This window comes from Actinomadura sp. KC06 (assembly GCF_004348735.1).
Classification (GTDB): domain Bacteria; phylum Actinomycetota; class Actinomycetes; order Streptosporangiales; family Streptosporangiaceae; genus Spirillospora.
Genome location: NZ_SMKT01000010.1, coordinates 65638 through 88464 on the forward strand (window position 1 = coordinate 65638; position 22827 = coordinate 88464).

Annotated in this window: 21 protein-coding genes; 8 read left to right on the top strand and 13 right to left on the bottom strand. The window is 72.0% G+C overall.

Features of this window, described 5'->3' with window-relative positions; genetic code table 11:
* Window positions 1-8: 8 nt before the first annotated feature.
* The 6 genes from E1287_RS05705 to E1287_RS05730 form a co-directional block, all read right to left on the bottom strand.
* A complete protein-coding gene (locus tag E1287_RS05705; protein ID WP_131963781.1) occupies window positions 9-1235 on the bottom strand; it encodes an ROK family transcriptional regulator in 1227 nt (408 codons plus the stop codon).
* Window positions 1235-1993 (bottom strand): ATP-binding cassette domain-containing protein, encoded by a 759-nt coding sequence (locus E1287_RS05710; RefSeq protein ID WP_131963754.1) that lies wholly within the window; start codon window positions 1991-1993, stop codon window positions 1235-1237. Before E1287_RS05710 ends, E1287_RS05705 begins: the two co-directional genes overlap by 1 nt.
* Before the next feature lie 186 nt (window positions 1994-2179).
* Complete coding sequence (locus tag E1287_RS05715; RefSeq protein WP_243718663.1) at window positions 2180-3499, bottom strand: ABC transporter permease; 1320 nt, start codon at window positions 3497-3499, stop codon at window positions 2180-2182.
* Between the two features lie 13 nt (window positions 3500-3512).
* The gene (locus E1287_RS05720; protein ID WP_131963755.1) at window positions 3513-4298 is read right to left on the bottom strand and encodes an ATP-binding cassette domain-containing protein; all 786 of its coding nucleotides are present in this window, start codon (window positions 4296-4298) and stop codon (window positions 3513-3515) included.
* 159 nt (window positions 4299-4457) lie between these two features.
* Entirely contained in the window at window positions 4458-5537 is a 1080-nt protein-coding gene (locus E1287_RS05725; protein WP_131963756.1) for a substrate-binding domain-containing protein, read from the bottom strand.
* A gap of 448 nt (window positions 5538-5985) precedes the next feature.
* A complete protein-coding gene (locus E1287_RS05730) occupies window positions 5986-6282 on the bottom strand; it encodes a hypothetical protein (RefSeq protein ID WP_131963757.1) in 297 nt (98 codons plus the stop codon).
* Between the two features lie 247 nt (window positions 6283-6529).
* Here E1287_RS05730 and E1287_RS44580 point away from each other — a divergent pair, with 247 nt between their 5' ends.
* A complete protein-coding gene (locus E1287_RS44580; protein WP_207934032.1) occupies window positions 6530-7279 on the top strand; it encodes a hypothetical protein in 750 nt (249 codons plus the stop codon).
* A 54-nt stretch (window positions 7280-7333) separates the two neighbouring features.
* Window positions 7334-9856, top strand: coding sequence for a M14 family zinc carboxypeptidase (locus E1287_RS05740; RefSeq protein WP_131963758.1), 2523 nt, complete (start codon window positions 7334-7336; stop codon window positions 9854-9856).
* Window positions 9857-9903: 47 nt separating this feature from the next.
* Here E1287_RS05740 and E1287_RS05745 read toward each other — a convergent pair whose 3' ends face one another.
* A complete protein-coding gene (locus E1287_RS05745; RefSeq protein WP_131963759.1) occupies window positions 9904-10578 on the bottom strand; it encodes a peptidyl-tRNA hydrolase in 675 nt (224 codons plus the stop codon).
* Window positions 10579-10730: 152 nt separating this feature from the next.
* On the opposite strand from E1287_RS05745, the gene E1287_RS05750 reads away from it, so the two are divergent.
* Both E1287_RS05750 and E1287_RS05755 read left to right on the top strand, forming a co-directional pair.
* Window positions 10731-11801, top strand: coding sequence for a hypothetical protein (locus E1287_RS05750; RefSeq protein ID WP_131963760.1), 1071 nt, complete (start codon window positions 10731-10733; stop codon window positions 11799-11801).
* Between the two features lie 151 nt (window positions 11802-11952).
* Entirely contained in the window at window positions 11953-13656 is a 1704-nt protein-coding gene (locus E1287_RS05755; RefSeq protein ID WP_131963761.1) for a LamG domain-containing protein, read from the top strand.
* Between the two features lie 60 nt (window positions 13657-13716).
* On the opposite strand, the gene E1287_RS05760 is transcribed toward E1287_RS05755, so the two are convergent.
* Complete coding sequence (locus E1287_RS05760; RefSeq protein ID WP_131963762.1) at window positions 13717-14301, bottom strand: HAD family phosphatase; 585 nt, start codon at window positions 14299-14301, stop codon at window positions 13717-13719.
* Between the two features lie 115 nt (window positions 14302-14416).
* Between E1287_RS05760 and E1287_RS05765 the strand changes: the two genes are divergently transcribed.
* On the top strand, window positions 14417-15085 hold the full coding sequence (locus tag E1287_RS05765) for a TetR/AcrR family transcriptional regulator (protein WP_131963763.1): 669 nt from the start codon (window positions 14417-14419) through the stop codon (window positions 15083-15085).
* Here E1287_RS05765 and E1287_RS05770 read toward each other — a convergent pair.
* On the bottom strand, window positions 15082-17214 hold the full coding sequence (locus E1287_RS05770; protein WP_131963764.1) for an MMPL family transporter: 2133 nt from the start codon (window positions 17212-17214) through the stop codon (window positions 15082-15084). The two genes, E1287_RS05765 and E1287_RS05770, sit on opposite strands and share 4 nt — an antisense overlap.
* Before the next feature lie 280 nt (window positions 17215-17494).
* Between E1287_RS05770 and E1287_RS05775 the strand changes: the two genes are divergently transcribed.
* Window positions 17495-17725 (top strand): hypothetical protein, encoded by a 231-nt coding sequence (locus E1287_RS05775; protein ID WP_131963765.1) that lies wholly within the window; start codon window positions 17495-17497, stop codon window positions 17723-17725.
* Here the strand turns inward: E1287_RS05775 and E1287_RS05780 are convergent.
* The 3 genes from E1287_RS05780 to E1287_RS05790 all read right to left on the bottom strand — a co-directional run bounded on the left by E1287_RS05780 (window position 17700) and on the right by E1287_RS05790 (window position 19377).
* Window positions 17700-18377, bottom strand: coding sequence for a response regulator transcription factor (locus tag E1287_RS05780; protein ID WP_243718665.1), 678 nt, complete (start codon window positions 18375-18377; stop codon window positions 17700-17702). The two genes, E1287_RS05775 and E1287_RS05780, sit on opposite strands and share 26 nt — an antisense overlap.
* Window positions 18378-18582: 205 nt before the next feature.
* Window positions 18583-18882 carry a Dabb family protein gene (locus tag E1287_RS05785; RefSeq protein ID WP_131963766.1) on the bottom strand — a complete coding sequence of 100 codons (300 nt, stop codon included), beginning with the start codon at window positions 18880-18882 and terminating at the stop codon, window positions 18583-18585.
* Window positions 18883-18921: 39 nt separating this feature from the next.
* Entirely contained in the window at window positions 18922-19377 is a 456-nt protein-coding gene (locus tag E1287_RS05790; protein ID WP_131963767.1) for an NAD(P)H-dependent oxidoreductase, read from the bottom strand.
* A gap of 109 nt (window positions 19378-19486) precedes the next feature.
* Here E1287_RS05790 and E1287_RS05795 point away from each other — a divergent pair, with 109 nt between their 5' ends.
* Together E1287_RS05795 and E1287_RS05800 are read left to right on the top strand one after the other, a co-directional pair.
* A complete protein-coding gene (locus tag E1287_RS05795; protein WP_165968894.1) occupies window positions 19487-21187 on the top strand; it encodes a phosphatidylglycerol lysyltransferase domain-containing protein in 1701 nt (566 codons plus the stop codon).
* Between the two features lie 60 nt (window positions 21188-21247).
* Window positions 21248-22498 carry a serine hydrolase domain-containing protein gene (locus tag E1287_RS05800; protein ID WP_131963769.1) on the top strand — a complete coding sequence of 417 codons (1251 nt, stop codon included), beginning with the start codon at window positions 21248-21250 and terminating at the stop codon, window positions 22496-22498.
* A gap of 2 nt (window positions 22499-22500) precedes the next feature.
* On the opposite strand, the gene E1287_RS05805 is transcribed toward E1287_RS05800, so the two are convergent.
* Window positions 22501-22827, bottom strand: a 327-nt coding sequence (locus tag E1287_RS05805) for an SDR family oxidoreductase (protein WP_131963770.1), incomplete at its 5' end; no start/stop codon positions are given.

A 22827-nucleotide genomic window follows, 5' to 3' on the forward strand; every position in this document is an offset into this window, starting at 1 on the left:
CAGCCTGTTCAGACGGGGCTGTCTTCGGGGGCTTTGAGGCGGGCCAGGACCTGGAGGGGGTCGGCCAGGACTTCGGCGAAGGCGAATTCGGCGGCGCCTACCAGGGTGGTGTCGTCGCCTAGGGCGGCGGTGCGGAGTTTCACCTTTTCGCGGGGGGCGGCTAGGGCGCCGGTGGCCAGGACGCTGCGGATCTGGGCGGCGGCGCCCAGGTAGATGTCGCGGAGCGTCCCGCCGAAGACGACGAGGCCGGGGTTGAAGATGTTGACGAGGTTGGCGACGCCGAAGCCGAGCCAGGTGCCGACGCGCTGCAGCGCCTCGCGGGCGACGATGTCGCCGGCGTCGGCGGATGCGACGATGTCGCGGACGGCGTCGCGGCCCGGCCGGCCCGGGATCTCCTCGCGGCCCGCGTGGGCGAGGAGGGTCCGCTCCCCCACCTCGGCCTCCAGGCAGCCCTTGGAGCCGCAGGCGCAGGGGCGTCCGCCCGGGTTGACGATCATGTGGCCGATCTCGCCGCCGTAGCCCTCGTCGCCGGCGAGGAGGCGGCCGTGCGCGATGATGCCGCCGCCGACGCCGACGTCGCCGTGCAGGTAGATCAGGTTGTCGGAGTTGACGCCCGCGCCGCGCTCGTGTTCGGCGAGCGCGCCGAGGTTGGCGTCGTTGCAGACGGAGACGGGGATGCCGAGGCCGAGGCGGCGGGACAGCAGGTCGCCGAGCCGCAGGTCGCCGACGTCGAGGTTGGGGCCGAACATGATGGTGTCGTCGGAGCGGCGGACCGTCCCTGGGAACCCGACGGTGGCGCCGACGCAGACGGCGTCCCGCTCGGCCTTGCGGACGAGGGAGCGGGCCCCGGCGACGAGCACGCCGACCAGGTCGGCCGGGTCGGAGTCGCGCGACCGGACGCCCTCGCGCCGGTCGAGGATCACGCCGCCGAGCCCCACCCGCGCGACGACGAGCCGGTCGACGCCGACCTCGAACGCGAGCACGTACACGCGGGTGGACTCGGGCCGGACGACCAGGGACGGGCGTCCGGCGCGCCGTCCGGGGCCGCGCGGCAGCTCCTCGCGGACGAGCCCGGCGGCGGTCAGGTCGGCCGTCAGCGCCATGATCGTGCTGCGGTTCAGGCCGAGGGACTCGGCGAGCGTCGCCCGGGACGCGGGCCCGCGCAGGTGGACGAAGCGCAGCAGCGTCCCGAGGTTGTGCCGCCGGATGTCCTCTTGTGACGGGCCGCCCTTCATCATCGGCGCAGCCCAAGCTCGCCGCTGGTCCCCGCGGTGATCAGCTCGACGACCTGCCGGTGCGTGACGTCGGCGGTGCTGACCTGGGCGACCATCCGGCCGAGGTACAGCGCGGCGATCCGGTCGGAGACCGCGAAGACGTCGTTCATGTTGTGCGAGATCAGCACGACGGCGAGGCCCCGGTCGGCGAGCCGCCGGACGATCTCCAGCACCTGCTGGGTCTGCGCGACGCCGAGCGCGGCGGCGGGCTCGTCCAGCACCACGACCTTGCTGTCCCACAGGACGGCGCGGGCGATCGCGACGGTCTGCCGCTGCCCGCCGGACAGCGTCGAGATCCGCCGCCGGACGGAGCCCATCGTCCGGACGGAGAGGCCGGACAGCGTCCGGCGCGCCATCTCCTCCATCGTGTCCTCGTCGAGCGCGAGGCCGCGGCGCTGCTCCCGGCCGAGGAAGAGGTTCTCGACGATGTCGAGGTTCTCGCAGAGCGCGAGGTCCTGGTGGACGATCTCGATGCCGAGCCGGGTGGCGTCGCGGGGGCTGGAGACCCGCACCGGGCGGCCCTCGAAGCGGAACTCGCCCGCGTCGAACGGGTGGATGCCGCCGATGCACTTGACCAGAGTCGTCTTCCCTGCGCCGTTGTCGCCGACGAGCGCGGTGACCTCGCCCGGATACGCCGTGAACGCGACGTCGTGCAGGACCTTCACGGAACCGAAGCTCTTGTCGATGCCGCGCAGATCCAGTGCTGGCGTCACTGACATGCCGAGGGGCTCCCACCGTGCCGCACCGCCGCCGCGCGCCAGGCGGTCGTGGTCCGTGAGCGTATCAGCAGCGTTCCACGGCCCGGAAGCGCCGTCCGGACGGCCCGGACCCGGGCCTTCGGGCAGGGCCGGGGAGCCGATGGGCCGGGCCACCGGCTCCCGTCCGTTCGCGGCCGGGTGCACGGGTCATCTCCCCGTGCTCGACCGCCGGCGCCTGGCCAGCGCGTCGATGCTCGCGGCCAGCAGCAGCACCAGCCCGGTGATCAGGTAGCTGAGGTAGGCGCTGGTGCCGAGCAGCCCGAGCCCGTTGTCGATGAGCGCGATGACGAGCCCGCCGAGGACGGCGTCGCGCGCCTTGCCGCGCCCGCCGAACAGGCTCGTCCCGCCGATGACGGCGGCGCCGACCGCGTACAGCAGCGTGTTCCCGCCGCCGGCGCTGGTGGCGACGGAGTTGAGCCGGGACGCGGCGACGATGCCGCTGACCGCCGCCAGCCCGGACGCGATCATGAAGACGGAGATCCGGATGCGGGTGACGTTGATGCCGGCCCGCCGGGCGGCCTCGGAGTTGCCGCCGACCGCGTAGATGTGCCGCCCGTAGGCGGTGCGGCCGAGGACGAACGTGCAGACGATGAGCAGCGCGCCGACCAGCGGCACGCCCCACGGGATGCCGCCGAGCATGATCAGGGGGCTGGGCGCGCGGTCCAGGCTGAGCACGTAGGTGCTGATCAGCAGGGCCGCCGCGACGACGGCGCACTGCGCGACGACGAACTCGATCGGCTTGGCGTGCAGGTGCCGGACGTGCTGGCGCCGCCACCGCAGGAGCTGCGTGGCCGTGTAGCCGGCGACGCAGAGGCCGGCGAGCGTCCAGCCGAGCCAGATCGGCATGTTCTTGTTGGACAGCGCGACGATGACGTCGTCGCGGACGGGCACCGTCCCGCCCTCGCCGATCAGCCGCAGCGTGACGCCCTGCAGGCCGAGGAAGAACGCGAGCGTGACGACGAACGACGGTATTCGCAGCACGGAGACGAGCCAGCCGATGGCCGTGCCGATGACGATGCCGATCGCCACGCCGGTCAGCACGGCGGTGTACCAGGGCTGCCCGGCGTCGGTGATGAGCTTGGCGAGCACGGCCGCGCACAGCCCGCTGGCGACGCCGGCGGCGAGGTCGATCTCGCCGAGGAGCAGCACGAAGACGAGGCCCATCGCGAGGATCGTGATGGGCAGCGCCTGCACGGACAGGTTCGCCATGTTCCCCTTGCTGAGGAACGTGTCGGGCTTCAGCGCGGTGAACAGCACGACCAGGGAGACCAGGCCGAGGACGGCGGGCAGGGCGCCGAGCTCCCCCGCCTTGATCCGGTGCCAGTAGTCCAGCAGCGCGGACTTCATGTCGTGCTCGCGGCGGTCGGTCGCGAAGTCCGAGTCCGCCAGCGTCATGGCCTTGCTACCGGCGCCCTTCGTGAGGTCGGCGCCCTTGGCGACGTCGTCGCCCGGGATGTCGGTGGACACCTGCGTCCTCCCTTCAGATGCTCTCGGCGGCGGTCTGCGGCGCGAGGCCGAGATCGCCGGAACGGCCGGCGGTGATGAGCTCCACGACCTGGCCGTGGGTGACCTCGGCGCGGGCGACGTCCGCCGCGACCCGGCCGAGGTACAGCGCGGTGATGCGGTCGGCCACCTCGAACACGTCGTTCATGTTGTGCGAGATGAGCACGACGGCGTGCCCGGTGTCGGCGAGCCGCCGGACGAGATCGAGGACCTGCCGCGTCTGCGCGACGCCGAGCGCGGCGGTGGGCTCGTCCAGGATGACGACCTTCGACTCCCAAAGCGCGGCCTTCGCGATCGCGACGGTCTGCCGCTGCCCGCCGGACAGGCTCGCCACCTGCTGCCGGACGGACTTGACCGTGCGGATCGACAGCCGCGCGAGCGTCTCCCTGGCGGCCTCCTCCATGGACGGCTCGTCCAGCACGAGGCCCTTGCGGCGCTCCCGTCCGAGGAACATGTTCTGCACGATGTCGAGGTTGTCGGCGAGCGCGAGGTCCTGGTAGACGACCTCGATCCCGAGTTCGGACGCGGCGCGCGGGCCGTCGACGGTCACCGGGCGGCCGTCGAACTCGATCCGCCCGGAGTCGAAGGGGTGGATCCCGGCGATGCACTTGATCAGGGTGGACTTGCCCGCGCCGTTGTCGCCGACGAGGGCCATGACCTCGCCGAGCCGCACCGTGAAGTCCACGTCGTGCAGCACATGGACGGCGCCGAAGCTCTTGTTGAGCCCGGTCAGTCGGAGGACGGGGTCTCCGTTTTCTGCCACGTATTTCCTTCCGTGTCTCCCTGGCGAGAATGGTGCCCTGCAGGGTGCTGCGGCTGTCGCGGGGGTGGTGCTCGTGGCGGGCCCCTTCGCCCCGGGTTTCCGGGTAATCCGGGACGTCCCCAGCGGATCGGGGCCCGCCACGAGGTCAGGAGCGGCGCGCTACTTGATGCCCGCGTCCGCGCACTTGGCCGCGTAGGCGCCCTTGCAGAGGTCCGCCTTCTTGATGAAGCCGTCGTCGACGACCTGCTTGACGTTGTCCTTGAAGACGGGGATGGGAGTGAGCAGCACGGACGGGACGTCCCGCTTGCCGGTCGGATCGTTGACCGTCCCGTTCGTCTCGCCCTTCTGGCCGTTGATCAGGGAGACGGCGAGCTTGGCGGCGGCGTCGGCCTCCTGCTTGACGGGCTTGTAGACCGTCATGCACTGGTTGCCGTCCAGGATGTTCTGCAGGCCCTCAAGGGTCGCGTCCTGTCCGGTGACGGCGACCTTGCCGGCCTGCTCGTTCTTCTTGAGGATCGACACGACCGCGCCGCCGAGCGCGTCGTTGGCGGCGACCACGCCGTCGATCTTGCCCTGCTGCTCGGTCCACATCTGCTCGAAGATCGTCGCGGCCCGCTCCGCCTTCCACTCCGGGACGGCCTGCTCGGCGACCTTCGTGTAGGTCGTCGCCTTGTCGAGGACGCTGTGCGCGCCCTGTGAGAAGAGGGTCGCGTTGTTGTCGGTCGGCGCGCCGTTCAAGTAGACGATGTTCGACTTCTTCTCGCCGAGGCATTTCTGCAGGCCCTTGCCGAGTTCCTCGCCGACCTTCACGTTGTCGAACGACACGTAGTAGTCGGCGACGCCGCCGAGCGTGAGGCGGTCGTAGTCGATGGTCTTGACGCCCTGCGCCTGCGCCTTGCGCTGGACGGCCGCCGCGGAGTTGGAGTCGAGACCGTCCACGATCAGGACGGTGACGCCGCTGGTCAGCATCTGGTCGGCGATCGTCTGGAAGCGCTGGGCCGAGCCCTCGGCGTTCTGGATGTCGTAGCCGACGCCCGCCGCCTTGAACGCCTGCTCCAGGTAGGGCCGGTCGAAGCTCTCGTACCGGACGGACGAGGTCGTGTCGGGCAGGATCACGCCGACCTTGCCCTTGGCCGATCCGGAGCCGTCGCCGGACTCGCCGGAGTCGTCCCCGCACGCGGTGAGGGTGAGCGCCGCGGCCGCGGTGAGAGCCGTCAGGCTGAGGATCCCCTTGCGCATAGCCCGGGTCCTTTCTGGGGGTGGCCGCGCCGTGCCGCGGCCGGGGGGTAAGGCCGAGATGTCGGTGTACGAGCCCACCGACTTGAATGTTGTGCCCCGCAACTTATGTCGGCCTTGTCCGTCACGCCAGACCCGATGCCCGGTTGATTTGTTGTTGGCGGTAACAATCATGTAACGCGAGATCAAGCCGGGCCTTCCCTCGCGCCACGGCTTCCGCGCGCACGCCAACGCGCACGCACCCGTCGCGGGCGCGGCGCGTTCAGAATGTTCGGCGCGTCAACATTCACCCCCGGCCGACCGTCAGCCGTGCAGGGAGATCAGCCGAATGTCCCGAAGTCAGCGCATGGCGAGCCCGGCAGTGACGAGACCGGGAGGTGAACGAAACCGGCAGGTGACCGAGACCAGCTGATGGCGAGACCGGCCGGTGACGAGATCGGCGGGTAGCGGGTCAGCGGGTGGCGAGAACCTGGGCGATGCGGGCGGCCGCGGTGGGAGCGTCGTCGGCGGGCGCGATGCGCTCGGCCCACGACCACCAGTACCACCAGCCGTCCGCGGCCTGTTCCGCCAGGACGTTCTCGGTCAGGGCGGACGCGTCCGGGTTCATCACGTGCAGGACGGGCGACTGCCCGCGGGGCAGGACGATCCGCACCCGGAAGCCGCGCTCGACCAGTACGTCCCCGAGCTCTTCCAGATATTCGATCCGCGTCCTCGACGGCGCGGTGGTTCCCGTATCGTCAGGCGTCATCCTCGGTTCCTCACGGCAGATCCTCACGGACTCCGCGCGGCCCGACGAGATCCCAGCCTCCCCCTTCGTCCGCCAGTGTGCAAGCACCGCCGGGCAGGTCGGCCCGGCCGAGCCCGTCCACCAGCCCGCCCATGACCGTTCGCGAGCCTCTTCACGGGTCCGGCGAGCGGCGCGCGTTTCGGACGTCGACGGGCGGTTATCCGGGATATCTTGCGCATAGCAGATGAACAGGACTTGGGGGCGAAGTATGACGCTGGGCCCGGATCCAGCAGCCGACCCGGACGCCACTCCGATCCTCGGCGTCCCGGCGGGCGGCCCGCAAGGAGCCGCCCAGGGACCCGCCCAGGGACCCGCGCCGGGCGCCGCGCCGGGGCCCGCCCCAGGTCCCGGACAGGCGCCCCCGCAGGCCAGGCCCCGCGCGGGCGTGCGAACGTGGCACCGGTTCCACTCCGCGATCGGCGTGTTCCTCATCGCGTACGGCCTGACGGGGCTGCTGAGCGGATTCCTGCTGTGGAGCGACCGGCAGGACGAGATCGACGGCTACTTCGACTCCGGACCCGCGACAGGCATCCTCGTCCTGGTCAAGCTGGTCGAGGCCGTACTCGTGCTGTGCGCGATCGCGGGGGTGGCGCTGCGCCGCGACGTCCTGTTCGTGCCGTCGACGGCCGGGTGGATGGCGGGGTTCGCGATGTTCGCCGTCCTGGACGTGTTCACCGGCAGGTGGACCGGGCTGCTCGAGCACCTGCTCTACCTTGCGGGGTTCGTCCTCCTGCTGTTCCTGTCGTACGGGCTGAGCGCGAAGGCCCAGCTCGCGAGCGCACCGCGACCGGACGGCGACGCCTCACCCGGCGAATCGCCCGACGACGCGTCCGGCGACTCGGGCGGTTCGTCGAGCGGCCCGCACCGGCTCACCCGGACGCAGGAGTTCGCGCTCCAGGCGATCAACCGGGCCGCCGCGCTGACCGGCCCGCGGCCCCGCCCCGGCAGACACGACTGATCTTGGCAATAGTTGCCCTTGGTGGTCGTTGCGGACGGTGACACGTTGTGGCTCATGAGAGCCCGAAAACTGGTGTCGCCCCTGCTGGTGGCGGTGTCCCTGGCGGTGCCCGCGGCGCTCGCGGCGCCCGCCGCCGCACAATCCCCGACGGCCCCGGCCGGCTGCGATCCGACGCAGACCGAACCGGTCTACCGGGGCAAGGTCCCCTCCCCCAAGCAGGTACTCGGTTTCGAGCTCGGCGAGCGGCAGGCCACCGCCGCCGAGTCCGACAAGTATCTGGAGACGGTCGCCGCGAAGAGCGAGCGGGTGATCTCCGGGACGCTGGCCAGGTCGGCGCAGGGCCGTCCGCTGAAGTACGCCATCGTGGGACGGCCCCAGCTCATATCCAAGGCCGGGCTGGCCAAGGTCCAGCGGGAAGCCGGGCTGCTGCGGGACCCGCGCACGCCGCAAGCGCTGGCCAAGCGGATCACCGAGCGCGGCGTCCCGATCCTGTGGGTCAGCGGGAACGTGCACGGGAACGAGCCGAGCGGCACGGACGCGGCGCTCAAGGTGCTGCGCGACCTCGGCGACCGCACCGACTGCGCCGCCGCGTCGATCCTGGACAACGCACTGGTCATCGTCCTGCCGACGCAGAACCCGGACGGCCGGGAGGCGAACACGCGCCAGAACGCGTACGGCTTCGACATGAACCGCGACTGGTTCGCGCGGACGCAGCCGGAGACCGACGGCAAGCTGGCGATGCTGAACGAGTACCCGCCCGCGCTCTACATCGACGCGCACGAGATGGGCGGGACGTCGTACTTCTTCCCGCCGAACGCCGACCCGATCTACCACGAGACGCCGGAGCAGGCGATCGGCTGGATCAACGACCTGTACGGCGCGGCGATGGCGGCCGAGTTCACGCGGCAGGGCATCGACTTCTTCAACCGCGACGTCTACGACCTCTTCTACCAGGGGTACGGCGACACGGTGCCGACGAGCGCGTTCCACGCGGCCGGGATGACGTTCGAGAAGGGCGGCGAGAGCCCGTACCCCGACCGCGTGAAGGAGCAGTACATCACCCAGTGGGTGACGCTTTCGGCCGCGGCCCGCAACCGGCATCGGATCCTGAGCCAGTGGCGGCAGATGACGGTGGACGCCTACGCGCAGGGCAAGGCGGGGAAGCTGGAGCCCAACCAGATCTACAACCCGCCGAACCAGGTCGACCGTCCGGTGCCCGACCGTCCGGTGCGGAACTACTTCCTGCGGGACGACGACCCTGCCAAGCGCGACGAGGTGCGCACCATCGTCCGCCGCCTCCAGCGGATGGGCGTGGACGTGAAGAAGCTCGTCCGGCCGCTGCAGGTCCCCGACTTCAAGGCGTACGGGCATCCCGAAGCGAAGACGACCCTTCCCGCCGGCACGTACTGGATCTCCATGGCGCAGGGCCAGAAGCACTGGATCCAGGCGATGCTGAACGAGGACTCCTACACGCCGTTCCCGTACTTCTACGACGTGACGGCGTGGAGCCTGCCGCTGCTGGGGAACGTGTCGGGCGGGTCGTCCGGGGCCGTCCTGAAGCCGAAGGCCGTCCCGGTGGGGACGCTGCCCGCGCCGCGTCCCGGCCATGACGGCAAGGCCCCGAAGATCGGCATCCTCCAGCTCTCGGCGACGTCGTCGGCGACGCGCCAGTCGGCCGGATGGCTGCGGCACCGCCTCGACCGCGACTGGAAGCTGCCGTTCACGCTCCTGACCCCGGCGGACGTGGCCGCGGGCAAGCTGGAGGGCGTCGAGGTCCTGGTCACGCCGGACGGCCCGTCGAAGCCCGCCTACGACGCGCTCGGCGACACCGGCCGCACCGCGCTCCAGCAGTGGACGCGGGACGGCGGCCGCTACATCGGCTGGCAGGGCGGCACGGAGCTCGCGGCGCTGCTCGGCCTGACGACCGCAACGCTGACGGAGCCGACGTCCGACATCCCCGGCACGCTGTTCCGCGTCAAGGTGGACAAGACGAGCCCGCTCGCCGATGACGTCGGCGCCACGGCCTGGAACTTCACGTCCTACGACCCGGTGATGAAGGCGTCCAGCGGCGTCGTCGTGTCGTACCCGGAGACGGACTCGCCCGACTGGTTCGTGTCCGGGTTCGAGGAGGGCGCGTCCGAGCTGGGCGGCACCGCGGCGGTCGTGGACCAGCCCGTCGGCGAGGGACGTTCCGTGCTGTTCGCGGCGGAGCCCAACTTCCGCGCGTTCACCGACGGGACGGCCACGCTGCTCTACAACGCGATCCTCGGGCCGGACCCGGCCAAGGCGCAGGCCCCGCAGGCGGGCGCCACCGCGAGGGCGGCGGAGCAGGCGGCGGCGCTGCCGTCGTACGAGTCGCCGATCCGCGTCTCGGTCAAGGCGGCCGACGCGGCGAAGGCCGCAGCGGTCCTGCGGTCGGTCGGCGCCCGGTGGGCGGAGCGCCGCAGCGGCGGCGCCGTCCACTACGTGATCGACAACCCGCGCGGCCTGCCGACCGATCACCACCCGTTCGCGGGACGGCTCCCGTCCCTCATCAAGAAGGCGGGGATCGACCCGATCGCCGTCACCCTTCCCTGAGCGGAGCGGCGTGCCGGGCTGCGGGGCGCCCGGCACGCCGCCCACTCCTACTTACGTACGATCCACGCGATAGCGGTCATCGTGCCGGGCGGAACCTCGGTGAACCCGCCGTCACGGACCGCCACCGCCGCCTTCTTCACAGCCTGCCGCCATGGAACGTCTCTGGTCAGGTGGACACGGGCGTCGCCGTCCACCCAGGCGGCCACGTCCTTCCGCCGCCCCTGACGCAGCAGAAGCTGAGCGGCGTGGCCGCATTGGGCCGCGGCCTTGCCGGTCGTGATCGTCACGTCCGGATTGACCGCGATCACCGCGTACGGCGGTTCAGGCACGGGGCCCGGCTCCTGCGCCTCCGCCAGATCAAGGCCGGCGACCTGCAGTTTCGCCAGTTCGGGCGGGACGTCCGACACCGGACTGGGCGGAAACGCCCGCACCTGCGCGCCCGCGTGCTCGACGGTCACGCCGGGCAGCGCCTCCGCCTCCGGCCACCGCACGCCCCGCGCCCGCCGCGTCACCTTCCGGATCCGGCGCGCCTCCCATTCGCGGACGGCGTCGCGCCATTCCCCGTCCGGCTCCGTCGCCCGCGGGTCCGTGAGCAGCCGGACGACCGCGGTCGCCGCCGCCTCGCAGACCGCGGCATGCTCGGGCGGGTCGGCCTTCTCGGCGCGCACCACCAGCTGCATCGCCCAGGGCGGATCGTCGTGGGGATCGTAATCGGGTCGCACGCGTGGAGTATTCCAAACCCGATGCGGCTTTCCGGACACGGATGTGGGTACGGCAACTTGTGCCGTCCCTCGGACGTCTTTCCTGTTACGGGCCGAACGGCCCTCGCCGGAGACGGCGGGGGATGGCGGAGCAGTCGGGTCGGAGGTCGCCGGTGACCAGTGGCACGTGGAGCGACTCCATACCGGGAGTCGGGACGTACTTCGTCGGGATCGACGTCGCCCCGGGACGCTACCGATGCGACGACGGCAAGGGCGGCTGGTGGGTCCGCTTCACCGGCCCCGGCGGGGGCGACCCGGTCGGCTCGTGGCCGCTGCCCGCCGGCCCCACCGAGATCGAGATCGCGCGGACCGACTTCGCGTTCGAGACCCACGTCTCCACGTACTGGCGCCGGATCGCGCCGCCGCGCGCCCCCGAGGACGGCGCCCCCGCCGAGCCCCGCCCGGTCGCCGACCCGTCCCTGCGCGCCGACCTCGACACGCTCGTCGCGCGCCGCAGGCCGCTGCTGTGGCTGGCCCCGATGACGGTCCTCGGCTTCGGGCTGCTCGGGTGGCCGCTGCTCGGCTCGCTCTGGCTGATCGCCCTGGGCATGCTCGCCGTCCTGATCGCGCTCGGCACCCCGTCGGTGTCCCTCGACCTGCGCCGCGCCCGCGAGCTCGATCGGCGCCGCGACCGCTACCTTACCCCGGAGGACTTCGACGACGAGGGCCGCGCGATGCTGGCGCGCGTCCAGGCGGCGGTCGACGCCGTGCACGACTCCGCCGTCAACCGCGAGGGCCTGCTGGACGCGGTCGACAACGCCGTCACGCTGCCGCGCCAGGAATGGGAGATCGCGCAGGTGCTGGCGCGCCAGTCGAAACTGCGCGCCGACCAGGAGCGGATGGAGGGCGCCGCGACGCTCCCCGAGGTGACGGCGGCGCTGCGCCCGCTGCGCGACAAGCTCGACATCTCCGTCGAGGCCGTGACCCGCCGCGTGGAGGCCCTGGAACGCTACGCCGAACGCGCCAAGGCCGCGGACGAGGTCCTGCGCGCCCAGCGCCACCTGGAGACGATCGCGGAGAAGGCGCACGAGTACGACGAGCTCCTCGCCGACACCGTCCGCGACGACCTGGCCCTCCCCGCGATAGAGCGGCTGACCGACCAGGGCGACGAACTCGTCCGCACCCTCCGCGAACGCCTCTCGAAGGCCGCCGAGGCCGCCGAAGAACTCCCCCCGGCGCCCTGACATCCGGGCCCGCGGGGCCCTTGTCAAGATCGTGATCTTTCCGCGTCCGCCCCTGTCCTACCGGGGTGACAGGATTCACACCGTTCATCGGCACGACATCGCAGGCGCCCTCCTCCCCGCAGCGCCGCATGTCAACGTTCAGGAGGTGTGGATGCGTCCACGTCGAACCATCCAGGTGCTGCTCGCCGCCTTCGCGGTGGCGGTGCCGACCGCCGTCGCGGGGAGCGCGGGAGTGGCGGCCGCGGAGTCCCGGACCCTGATCCCGGCGCCCACCGTCACGTCGACCGACTACCCGGACGACGACGCCTGGCACGGCACCGTCGGCCAGTACGGGAACTTCACCTTCGAGGACCCGAGCAAGCAGGCGGCCCGGTACGTCTACACCATCAACGGCAGCCGGTACACCGAGGTCCCGACGGAGGCGGGCGCGCCGGTCACCGTGCCGATCGCGCCCGAACGCAGCGGACCCAACATCCTCGAAGTCGGGTCCTTCGGCCCGAACGGGGAGAACGGCCCCAGGACCACGTACGTGTTCAGGGTGAAGGCGGGCACGGCCGCGAAGGCCCGGTGGAAGCTCGACGAGCCCGCCGGGGCCCGCCGCCTCGCCGCCGAGACGCGGGAGGGCGAAGGCCCGGTCGCCGCCTGGACGGTGGGACGGGTCACGACCGGCGCGGACGGGCAGCTCGGGACGGCGGCGAGCTTCACGGGAGGCCAAGCCGTCACGAGACCCGTGGTGGACACGACCAAGAGCTTCAGCATGTCCGCCTGGGCGAGGCCGGCCCGGGACGGCGACTCCGTCGTCATCGCGGCGACGGGACGCCTGAGCAACGCGTTCGCGCTCCAGTCGCGCGGCGGCCACTGGGCGTTCGTGATGACCGGCTCGGACTCCCGCGGAGCGGCGACCGCGCAGGCCGTCGCGGAGCGGCCCGTCTACCGCGGCACGTGGGCGCACCTCGTCGGCTCGTACGACGCGACGAAGAAGCGGCTGCGGCTCTACGTGAACGGCGCGCTCGCGTCCGACGCGCCCGCGGGCGACTCGGCGTGGAACGCGCGCGGTCCGCTGCGGATCGGCGCCGGAGCCGGGCGCGGCGCGTTCCACGGCGACCTCGACGAGGTCCGCGTGTTCGACCGGATGATCGTGGCGGACGAGGCGGCGGAGCTCCCCAAGGTCCCCAAGCGGGTGCACGGACGCTGGAAGTTCAACGCCGACGGCGCCGACGACTCGACGTTCGGCAACCACATGGCGCTGCGGGGCGGCGCGGTCATCGATCCCAACGCCGGATTCCCGTGGACGTCCCCGGCGGGCCTCATGCTGAACGGCACGGGGGCCCACGCGGAGGCGGCCGGCCCCGTCATCCGCACGGACAGGAGCTTCACGATCGCCGCGCACGCGAACACGGAGCAGGCGCCGGCGAAGGCCGTGACGCTGCTGTCGCTGTCGGGTGAGAACGTCAACCGGTTCGCGGTCAGGTTCCTGCCGACGGACGAGCCCGGTTGGGGCCGCTGGCAGCTGGTGATGGCCGACGACGACACCGCGGGAGCGCGGACCTCCGTCGCGGAGCAGACGACGTACGCGGGGTGGTGGGACCACATCGCCGTCGTCTACGACGCCCCGACGCGGACGATGAGGCTCTACGTCAATGGAGACCTCGACGAGTCCAGGTCGGTGAAGCACGACGTGGGCGCGTTCGACGCCAAGGGCGCGCTCCAGGTCGGGCGCTCCGCGATCGGTGATCCGGAGCACTGGACGGGAGCCGTCGACGACGTCTGGGCCTTCCAGGGCGCGCTGACCTGGGAGCAGCTGGCCATGCTGAACGGCGGCATGGAGATCGACACCATGGAATGGCTGGACTGACCGCCGGAAGGGCGGTGGTGGCCCTCGTGGTCACCACCGCTCGTCGGTCGCCCGCGGCGGTTAGAGAATGGCGCGGATTTGGGTGGGGGACGTGAAGAGTTCGGCGCGCATTCCGGTTTTGCGGGCGGCGAGGACGTTGCGTTCGGTGTCGTCGAAGAAAAGGACGTCGGCGGTGCGGACGCCCAAGCGGTCGGCGCAGATCTCGTAGGCGCGCGGGTCGGGTTTGGCGACGCCGATGTGGCAGGAGTAGGTGAGCGCGTCGAAGCGGGAGAGCCAGTCGCCGTGGCGGGCCTCGAAGCGGGGCACGAGGTCGCCGATGATGTTCGACAGGAGGCCGAGGGTGCGGCCCTGGTCGGCGAGTTCGTGGACGAGGGCGACCATGGTGTCGTCCACGTCCGTCCAGCTGTCGAGGTCGGCCTCGATCAGCGCGGGGACGTCGGGGAACGCGACGCCGAGAGCGTCCGCGACGACCGCCCAGTAGTCGGCGCTCGCCTGGCCCGCGTCGTAGGCGGGGCGGCAGGACCAGTAGGCGTCCCAGAACGGCGTCCCCCCGACGCCGGCGATCTCCTCGATCCGCCGCACGGCCGCGGGGGTCTGCGTGCGCGCGATCACTCCGTACAGGTCGAAAACGATCACATCGGGCATGCCCTCGAGCCTATGCGGGATCCGCGGCGCCCGAACGTAGCAAGCGCTTGATGCATGCGCGTACCCTGGTGCCGACGGTCGAGCAGGCGACCGGGCGAGACGGCATAATGAGGGGGTGACGACCACGAGCGCCGAATCCGGACGATCCAGGCCCCGCGCGGCCGCCGAGGGCGGTGCCCGCCGCCGCGGAAAAGGCTCGGCCCCCCTGGCGTCGGAACGGCGCGAGCACCTGGTGCGACTGGCCGCCGAACTGTTCGCCGAGAAGGGATTCCAGGCGACCACGGTCCGCAACATCGCCGACGAGGCGGGCATCCAGTCGGGCAGCCTTTACCACCACTTCGACTCCAAGGAGTCGATCGCCGACGAGATCCTGTCGAGTTTCTTCAGCGAGATCATGTCGGCGTATAAGGCGGTGCTCGATGAGAGCGAGAATCCGCGCGACACCATCGCCGGGCTCGTCCGGGTCGCGTTCGGCACCCTGGAGCCGCACCGGGCCGCCGTCACGGTCATGCAGAACGACTGGAACTACCTGAAGGGAATGGACCGCTTCGCCTATCTCACCAAGTCCGAGGACGAGGTCGAGAAAATGTGGGTGGACACCCTCAGGACGGGTCAGGAGGAGGGCCTTTTCCGCGCCGACCTCGACCCGAAGCTCACCTACCGGATGATCCGCGACACCATCTGGGTGGCGGTCCGCTGGTTCCGTCCGGGCGGACGGCTCAACGCCGAGGGCCTCGCCGAGCACTACCTCAAGGTGATGTTCGACGGCATCAACCTCCACTAGACGTGGACGCTGTCAGCAGGTGATTCCGCGGGCGTCCGGCGGTTCGGCAGGAGGCGCGCCAGCGGACGGGGAATCCACCAGTTCGCCTCGCCGAACAGCTCCATCAGCGCCGGGACGAGCACCAGCCGCACGATCGTCGCGTCGATCAGGATCGCGACGCCGAGGCCGAGGCCCATCTGCTTGACGGCGACGTCCGCGCCGAGCAGCACCGACAGGAACACCATCACCATGATCGCCGCGGCGGCGGTGATGACGCGGGCCGTGCGGGACAGGCCCAGCGCGACCGCCTCCCGGGTGCGGACGCCCGACTCGTACGTCTCCCGGATGCGGGACACGAGGAACACCTCGTAGTCCATGGAGAGCCCGAACAGGATCGGGAACATCATCAGCGGCACCCAGGTCGTCACCGGCATGTCGGTGGGGAACCCGAGCAGGCTCCCGGCCCACCCCCACTGGACGACGGCCGTCAGCACCCCGTACGCCGCCGCGATCGACAGCAGGTTCATGAGGGCGGCCTGCAGCGCCACCGTCACCGACCGGACGAGCCCGACGAGCAGGAGCAGCGACAGGCCGACGACGACGGCGATCAGCCACGGCAGCCGGGTGCTGACGTCGTCGGCGAAGTCGATCGCGCCCGCGTTCGGGCCGCCGACGTAGGTCTGCGCGCCGGTCCCGTCCATGACGCGGGGGATGACGTCGTCGCGCAGCTCGTGGACGAGCTTCGGCGTCGCCTCGTCCTGCGCCCCGGTGGTCGGGAACGCCATGAGGATGGACGCGGCGCCGTCCTGGCTGGTGCGCGGCGGTTGGACGGCGGCGATGCCGGGGGTCTCGCGGACGGCCGCGGCCAGCCGTCCGGCGTCCGCCGCGCTCCCGCCCTCGGTGACGAGGACGAGCGGCGCGGACGTGCCGGGCCCGAAGCCCGCCGCCATGATCTGGCTCGCGCGGTACCCGCTGTGGTCGTGCGGCTGGGTGCTGGAGTCCGGCAGGCTCAGCCGCATCGACAGCGCGGGCACGGCCAGCACCAGCAGGACGGCGGCCGCGAGCAGCCCGGCGACGATGGGGTGCGCCTGGACGACCCGCGCCCACCGTTCGGCCAGCGGGCGGCGGCGTGACTTGCCGAATCCCGGGACGCGGAGGCGGTCGATGGAGCGTCCGGCGAAGCCGAGGAGGGCGGGCAGCAGCGTCACGGCGCCGAGCATGGTCATCAGCACGGCGGTGGCGGCGGCGACCGCGACGGCGTTGAGCAGGCTCTGCTGCATGACGAACAGGCCCATCAGCGCGATCACCACGGTGGTGCCGGCGAACAGCACGGCGCGTCCGGCGGTGGTGATGGCGGTGACGGTCGCCTCCTCCGGATCCTTCCCGGCGTGCAGCTCCTCCCGGTAGCGGGTGACGATGAACAGCGCGTAGTCGATGCCGACGCCGAGCCCGATGAGCGCGGCGACGATGGGCGCGAACGACGGCGCGGGCAGCGCGTGCCCGAGCAGCATGATCAGCGCGAGGCCGGAGCCGATGCCGAACAGCGCCGTCACGATGGGCAGCCCCATCGCCAGCACCGACCCGAACGCGACGAGCAGGATGACGATGGCGGCGAGCACGCCGATGGCCTCCGAGGGCCCGCCTCCGGGCGTCTCGGCGAGGTCGACGGCGGCCCCTTCGAGCTGGACCTGGACGGGCCCGCTGTCGCTGCGCACGTCGTCGAGCAGCGCGGTCACGTCCGCCTTGGGCATGTCGTCGGACGGGACGTCCAGGCTGCCGGTCGCGAACGCCGTCTTCCCGTCCTGCGAGATCTGCCCAGGCGTCTCGAAGGGCGACGACACCGACGTGACGTGCGGCGTCTTGGCGAGCCGGTCGATCGCCTGCTGCACCTCCGCCCTGGCCTCCGGGCTCTGGACGCCCGCGTCGGCGCGCACCGCCAAGGTGATCGAGTCGCCGCTCTGGTCGGGGAAGTGCTCGTCCAGCAGGTCGGACGCCTTCGCCGATCCCGAGTCGCCGCCGGAGAAGTCGTTCAGCGGCTCCGCCGCGAAGCCGAACCCGAGCACCATCACCGCGATCGTGCCGACGATCCAGCCCGCCACCGTGAGGCGCCGCCTCCGGAAGCAGAACCGGGCGAGCCTGGCCAACCTCATGAGAACCACCCTTGTGTACGTGCTGCCCTCAACGAGGTGACGTCAGGGCACTCGGGAATGTGACGGCAGGGTCCAGCGTTTCCCGACGATCAGGGTCGACACATCGGGCGGACGGTGTCATTCGCCCCTGGCGTGTACATCCGTTGGAGTACATCCGGCGCGGTATCCCACTGTGCGGGTCTCCTAACCCCCATAGTGTGCTTAGTCACTAATTGCCGAGTAGGGGTGACGCCTTGGCCCGTGGGGACGCTGTTGCTGGAGAGAACACCCGGGGGGCGGGATGACGGCTGATCGAGGCGCCGCCGGCCGCGATGAGCCCTCGCCGGCCGCCCTGCGCGCCGCCACGGCGCGCGGCCTGCAGGAGCAGTTCCCCGGTGTCCGCGTCTGGTACGGCGAGGCGACGGGATCGTGGTGGGCGATGGTGCCGCTGCGCATCGGCCCGCGGCTGCTGGAGGCGCCGTCCCCGCAGGAGCTGCGGGAGGAGATCATGAGCCTGCGGCGCCGGGGGTGACCAGCCCGGACTCGTAGGCCAGCACGACGAGCTGCGCCCGGTCCCGTGCGGCGAGCTTGCCGATCGACCGGCTGACGTGCGTTTTCACGGTCAGCGGGCTGAGCAGCAGCTGCGCCGCGATCTCGTCGTTGGACAGGCCGCGTCCGACCAGCCGGACGACCTCGCGCTCCCGGTCGGTGAGCCCGCCGAGCGCGACCGCCGGACGGGCCGGGTCGGGACGCCGCGCGACGAACCCCTCGATCACGGCGCGGGTCACGGCGGGCGCGAGCAGCGACTCGCCGCCCGCGACGACCCGGACGGCGCGCAGCAGCTCGTCCGGCTCGATGTCCTTCACCAGGAAGCCGGACGCGCCCGCGCGCAGCGCCAGGTACACGTAGTCGTCGTCGGTGTAGGTGGTGAGGACCACGACCCGGACGTCCTTCAACGCGGGGTCGGACACGATCCGGCGGGTGGCGGCGAGCCCGTCGACCTCGGGCATCCGCATGTCCATGAGGACGACGTCCGGGCGCAGCTCGCGGGCCAGCTCGACCGCCTCGCCGCCGTGCTCGGCCTCCCCGACGACCTCGATGCCGTCGCCCCCGGCAAGCAGCGAGCGGAAGCCGGCGCGGACCAGCGACTGGTCGTCGGCGAGCACCACGCGGATTGCGGTCACGCCGCAACCGTACGACGGTTCAGGCGCCTTCGTGTGGACGGCGCCACCTCGCAGGACGTGTCCGGCGCGCGGGGCTCGTCCGCGGTGGCGCCCGCCGGGGACGGGGCGCGATCCGTCCCCGGAGGGCGTCTTCGGTGACGGTAACCCGAAAATCGTTCGGACACAAGCGCTTGTTAGGTTCCGTTGGCGGCGCGTCCGTCCGCGCTCACGTCGTGTACTGGATGGACGCGCGCTCCGCCGTGATCGGCGTGATGTACCGGTCGACCACCGCCCGGTGGGACGGGTGGTCGCGATAGGCCAGGTAGGCGTCGCGGTCGGCGAAGTCCGCGACCAGCACGAAGTCGTAGGCGGCGGGGTTCACGCCCGCGTCGGCGCCCAGGCTGTACTCCCGGATCTCCGGGATCACGGCGGGCAGCTCGCGGAGCCGCGCCGCGACCTCGTCCTGCTGGCCGGTGGTCGTCCCCTCGGCCCACCTGAACATCACCACATGCCGGAAACCGTTCATGGCGGCACGCTACCGGGGACGGCCCCGAAGATCGCAGGCCTAGACCTCGCCGAGTTCGGCCGCCGTGATCGCGCCGAGCTCCCAGCACGCGTCGAGATCGGCCTTGGACGGCTCCCCGACGACGACCACGGGCGGCTGGACGGCCTTCCACGCCAGCCCTGTGGTGATCGATTCCAGTGCCCGCAGGCCGCCGGTCGCGTCGTTGTTGCCGTGCAGGAACGCCCCGAACGGGCGCCGGACGGTCTCCTCCAGGCACGGGTAGTAGATCTGGTCGAAGAAGTGCTTGAGCGCCCCGGAGAGGTATCCGAGGTTGACCGGCGATCCGAGGAGGTAGCCGTCCGCCTCCATGACGTCCACGGCGGTGGCCGCCAGCGCCGCGCGGGACACCACGTCCACGCCCTCGACCTCGTCGGTGGACGCCCCCGCGCGGACCGCCTCGAACATCGCCTGGACGGACGGCGACGGCGTGTGGTGCACGATCAGCAGCCTCTTCATCCTCACGAGCCTAACGCCGGGGGCGGAAGGGGCCTGACGTGGTAAAAGATCCGGTTCGGGGAATGACGTCCAAAGGATCTTGGTGGTGGGCGCACCGGAGGTGTCCTTCGTGCAAGCAGGCGATTCATCGTGGCAAGCCGCTCCCGTCCGGGCGCGGCGGGGCCGGGCGGGACGGGGCAGGGCCGGGCGGGGCAGGACGCGGCCGGTCCGGCCGCTCGCCGCAGCGACGCTGGCCGTCGCCGTGCTTGTCGCGGCGCCGGCGCTGGCGGCGTCCCCGCCGTGGCTGGGTGAGCTGTCCAGGCTCGTCACCGGCGGCCCGCTCGCCCCCGCCCACGCCGTCCTGCTCGGCCTGGCCCTCGCGCTCGTCGCCCGCGGCGTCCTGCTGCGACGCCGCGCCGCCTGGTACGGCCTGGTCATCCTGGTCGTCCTCGCGCTCCTGGCCGTCCTGACCGGCGACGACGCGACGTGGCGGCTGCCGCTGCTCGCAGCCGCCCTCGGCGGGCTCTGGCTGGAGCGCGACCGGTTCACGGTCCGCCCGCATCCCGACCGTATCCGCACGGCCGTGAAGACCGCGGCGCTCCTCGTCGTCGCCGCGGTCGGCGGATCGCTGCTCTTCGGCGGCGTGTCGATCCGGTCGGTCGGGCAGGTCGCGGCCGGTCTCGGCGCGACCGGCGCGCCCATCGACGGCGCGCCGTGGCTCCCGGACGTCCTCGGCCTCGGCGGGGCGGCCGGGCTCCTCGTCGTGATCGTCACGCTCCTGTCCCCCGACCCGCCGCCCCCGCCCGGCGACGACCCGGAGCGCGGCCGCGTCGCCGGGCTCGTCGCGCACCCCGGCTCCGACACCCTCGCCCCGTTCGCGCTGCGCCGCGACAAGGCGTACGTGTTCAGCGCGGACGGGCGGGCCGTGATCGGGTACCGGGTGCAGTTCGGCGTCGCGGTCGCGGGCGGCGACCCGGTCGGCGACCCCGCCGCGCACGGCGACGCGGTCAGGTCGTTCCTCGCGCTGTGCCGGGCGTCCGGCTGGCGTCCCGCCGTCCTCGGCGCGAGCGACGGCCTCCTGCCTGCATGGGGACGGCTCCGCTCGATCGGCTACGGCGACGAGGTCGTGCTCAGCCCGCGCGAGTTCACGCTGTCGGGACGGCAGATGCGCAACGTCCGCCAGGCGGTCAAGCGCACGGTCAACGCGGGCGTCACGTCCGAGCTCGTCCCGGAACGCGATCTCGCACCGGACCTGCGCGAACGGCTGCTGGACGTCGCGTCACGCTCCCTCGGCGGCGCGGCCGAGCGCGGCTTCGCCATGAACCTGGACGAGCTGCTCACCGGCCACCACCCGGGAGCGGTCATCGCGATCGCCTACGACGCGGACAAGCGGCCCATCGCGTTCCAGCGCTACGTCACCGCGGGCGGAGGCATCAGCCTGGACGCGATGCGCCGCAGCCCCGGCGGCCCGAACGGCGTCAACGAGCGCCTCATCGTCGAGATGGTCGAGTACGCGTCCCGGCACGGCCACGAGGTCGTCTCGCTGAACTTCGCCGCGTTCCGCGAGCTGCTGGACGCCGAGGAGCGCACCGTCCTGGAGAAGGCCGGCTACCGCGCCCTGCGCCTCCTCGACCCGTGGATCGCGGTCGAGTCGCTCTACCTCTTCGACAAGAAGTTCAGGCCGTCCTACAAGCCGCGCTACGTCGTCTTCCGTTCCTGGTCCGACCTCGGGTGGCTGGCCGCCGCGCTCCTCACGCTGGAGTTCGCCCGGACGCGCCCGGCCAGGCGAGCGGAGGAGCCCGTCGCCGAACCCGTCCGCCACCTCGGGTGACGGGCCATCCTAGAACGTGATTCTATGGGGTCTCCGACGTTCCGACGAGAGGGCCCGCGCATGACCAGCATCGTGGAGGGCCACTGCGATCCGGCCTTCGCCGCAGTCCGCGACGCGTTCGAGGAGAACTTCGCCGCCGGACGCGAACTGGGCGCGGCCGTCGCCGTCTACGCAGGCGACCGCAAGGTCGTGGACCTCTGGGGCGGCATCGCCGACCGCCGTACCGGACGCGCCTGGCTGCCCGGCACGCCGTGCTTCGGGTTCTCCTGCACGAAGGCGATCACGGCGACCGCGGCACTGCTGCTCGCCGAGCGCGGCGCGTACGAGCTGGACGGCCCGGTGACGGACTGGTGGCCGGAGTTCGGCGCCGCCGGCAAGGACGGCACGACGGCCGCGCATCTGCTGTCGCACCAGGCCGGTCTGCCCGCGTTCGCGCGTCCCGTCCAGGCGGAGGAGGCGGCGGACCCGGCGTCCCTCGCCGCCGAGCTGGCCGCGCAGAAACCGGAGTGGACGCCCGGCGAGGCCCACGGCTACCACGCGTTGACCTACGGCTGGCTGGCCGGTGAGATCGTCCGGCGGCACTCCGGCAGGACGGTCGGCGCGTTCGTCAGGGACGAGTTCGCCCGCGACCTCGACCTGTGGATCGGCGCACCCGACGACGTGATCGAGCGCTCCGCGAAAATGTCCGCCGGCCGCCGCGTCGGAGCCACGTCCGAAGCACGCGGATCCGACACGCAGCCACACGAAGCCGACACGCCACCGCACGAGGCCGACACGCGACCGCACAGCGCCGCCACCTCGCCAAGGTCGCTCCCCGACGACCTCCTGGGGCGCTTGGCCGCCGCCTTCTTCGACCCGGAGAGCGCCATGAACCGGGCGCTCAACAACCCGCATCCGGGCAAGGGCGGCTACAACAACCCGGTCGTGCTGCGCGCGGGCTGGCCGTCCGCCGGGATGCTCGCCACCGCGCCCGCGCTCGCCGCGTTCTACCGCGACCTCCTGGCCGGACGGATCCTGCGCCCCGAAACCCTGCGGGACGCGATCCGTCCCCGCGTCAGCGGCCCCGACCGGACGATGCTCGTCGACAGCACATTCGGTCTGGGCTTCATGCGTCCCGCCCAGACGTTCTTCACGCCGGAGGCGGCGCGGGAGTCGGCGTTCGGGCACACCGGCGCCGGCGGCGCAATCAGCCTCGCCGACCCCGACGCCGGTCTCGCCCTCGCCTACCTCCCGAATCTGATGAGCCACATGGCGACCGGCGACCTGCGCGCCTACCGCCTCACCGAGGCCGCATACGCCTCGCTGACCTGAATTCACTGCATGGTGATGCCGCCGCTGACCGAGATGGTCTGGCCGGTGATGTATTCGGCGCGGTCGGTGCAGAGGAACGCGACGAGCCCGGCGATGTCGTCCGGACGGCCTATGCGACGCAGCGGGATCTGCCTGACCAGCTTGTCGAGCATCCCGGACTTCTGTTCGGACGCGTGGTCGGCGTCGCCGCGGAGCATCGGCGTGTCCGTGGGCCCGGGGCAGACGATGTTGGACGTGACGCCGCCGCGCGCCGCCTCCCGGGCCAGCGTCTTGGCGAGCCCGAAGAGCCCGGACTTGGTGGCCGCGTAGGCCGCCTCCCCGCCCCCGCC

Excerpts from the sequence above, each read along its gene's own strand:
- E1287_RS05775 (WP_131963765.1), top strand. The coding sequence starts at position 17,495 with ATGACGGCTGATCGAGGCGCCGCCGGCCGCGATGAGCCCTCGCCGGCC.
- E1287_RS44580 (WP_207934032.1), top strand. The coding sequence starts at position 6,530 with ATGACGCTGGGCCCGGATCCAGCAGCCGACCCGGACGCCACTCCGATC.
- E1287_RS05755 (WP_131963761.1), top strand. The coding sequence starts at position 11,953 with ATGCGTCCACGTCGAACCATCCAGGTGCTGCTCGCCGCCTTCGCGGTG.
- E1287_RS05710 (WP_131963754.1), bottom strand. The coding sequence starts at position 1,993 with ATGTCAGTGACGCCAGCACTGGATCTGCGCGGCATCGACAAGAGCTTC.
- E1287_RS05770 (WP_131963764.1), bottom strand. The coding sequence starts at position 17,214 with ATGAGGTTGGCCAGGCTCGCCCGGTTCTGCTTCCGGAGGCGGCGCCTC.
- E1287_RS05705 (WP_131963781.1), bottom strand. The coding sequence starts at position 1,235 with ATGAAGGGCGGCCCGTCACAAGAGGACATCCGGCGGCACAACCTCGGG.
- E1287_RS05730 (WP_131963757.1), bottom strand. The coding sequence starts at position 6,282 with ATGACGCCTGACGATACGGGAACCACCGCGCCGTCGAGGACGCGGATC.
- E1287_RS05790 (WP_131963767.1), bottom strand. The coding sequence starts at position 19,377 with ATGAAGAGGCTGCTGATCGTGCACCACACGCCGTCGCCGTCCGTCCAG.
- E1287_RS05760 (WP_131963762.1), bottom strand. The coding sequence starts at position 14,301 with ATGCCCGATGTGATCGTTTTCGACCTGTACGGAGTGATCGCGCGCACG.
- E1287_RS05725 (WP_131963756.1), bottom strand. The coding sequence starts at position 5,537 with ATGCGCAAGGGGATCCTCAGCCTGACGGCTCTCACCGCGGCCGCGGCG.
- E1287_RS05800 (WP_131963769.1), top strand. The coding sequence starts at position 21,248 with ATGACCAGCATCGTGGAGGGCCACTGCGATCCGGCCTTCGCCGCAGTC.
- E1287_RS05785 (WP_131963766.1), bottom strand. The coding sequence starts at position 18,882 with ATGAACGGTTTCCGGCATGTGGTGATGTTCAGGTGGGCCGAGGGGACG.
- E1287_RS05740 (WP_131963758.1), top strand. The coding sequence starts at position 7,334 with ATGAGAGCCCGAAAACTGGTGTCGCCCCTGCTGGTGGCGGTGTCCCTG.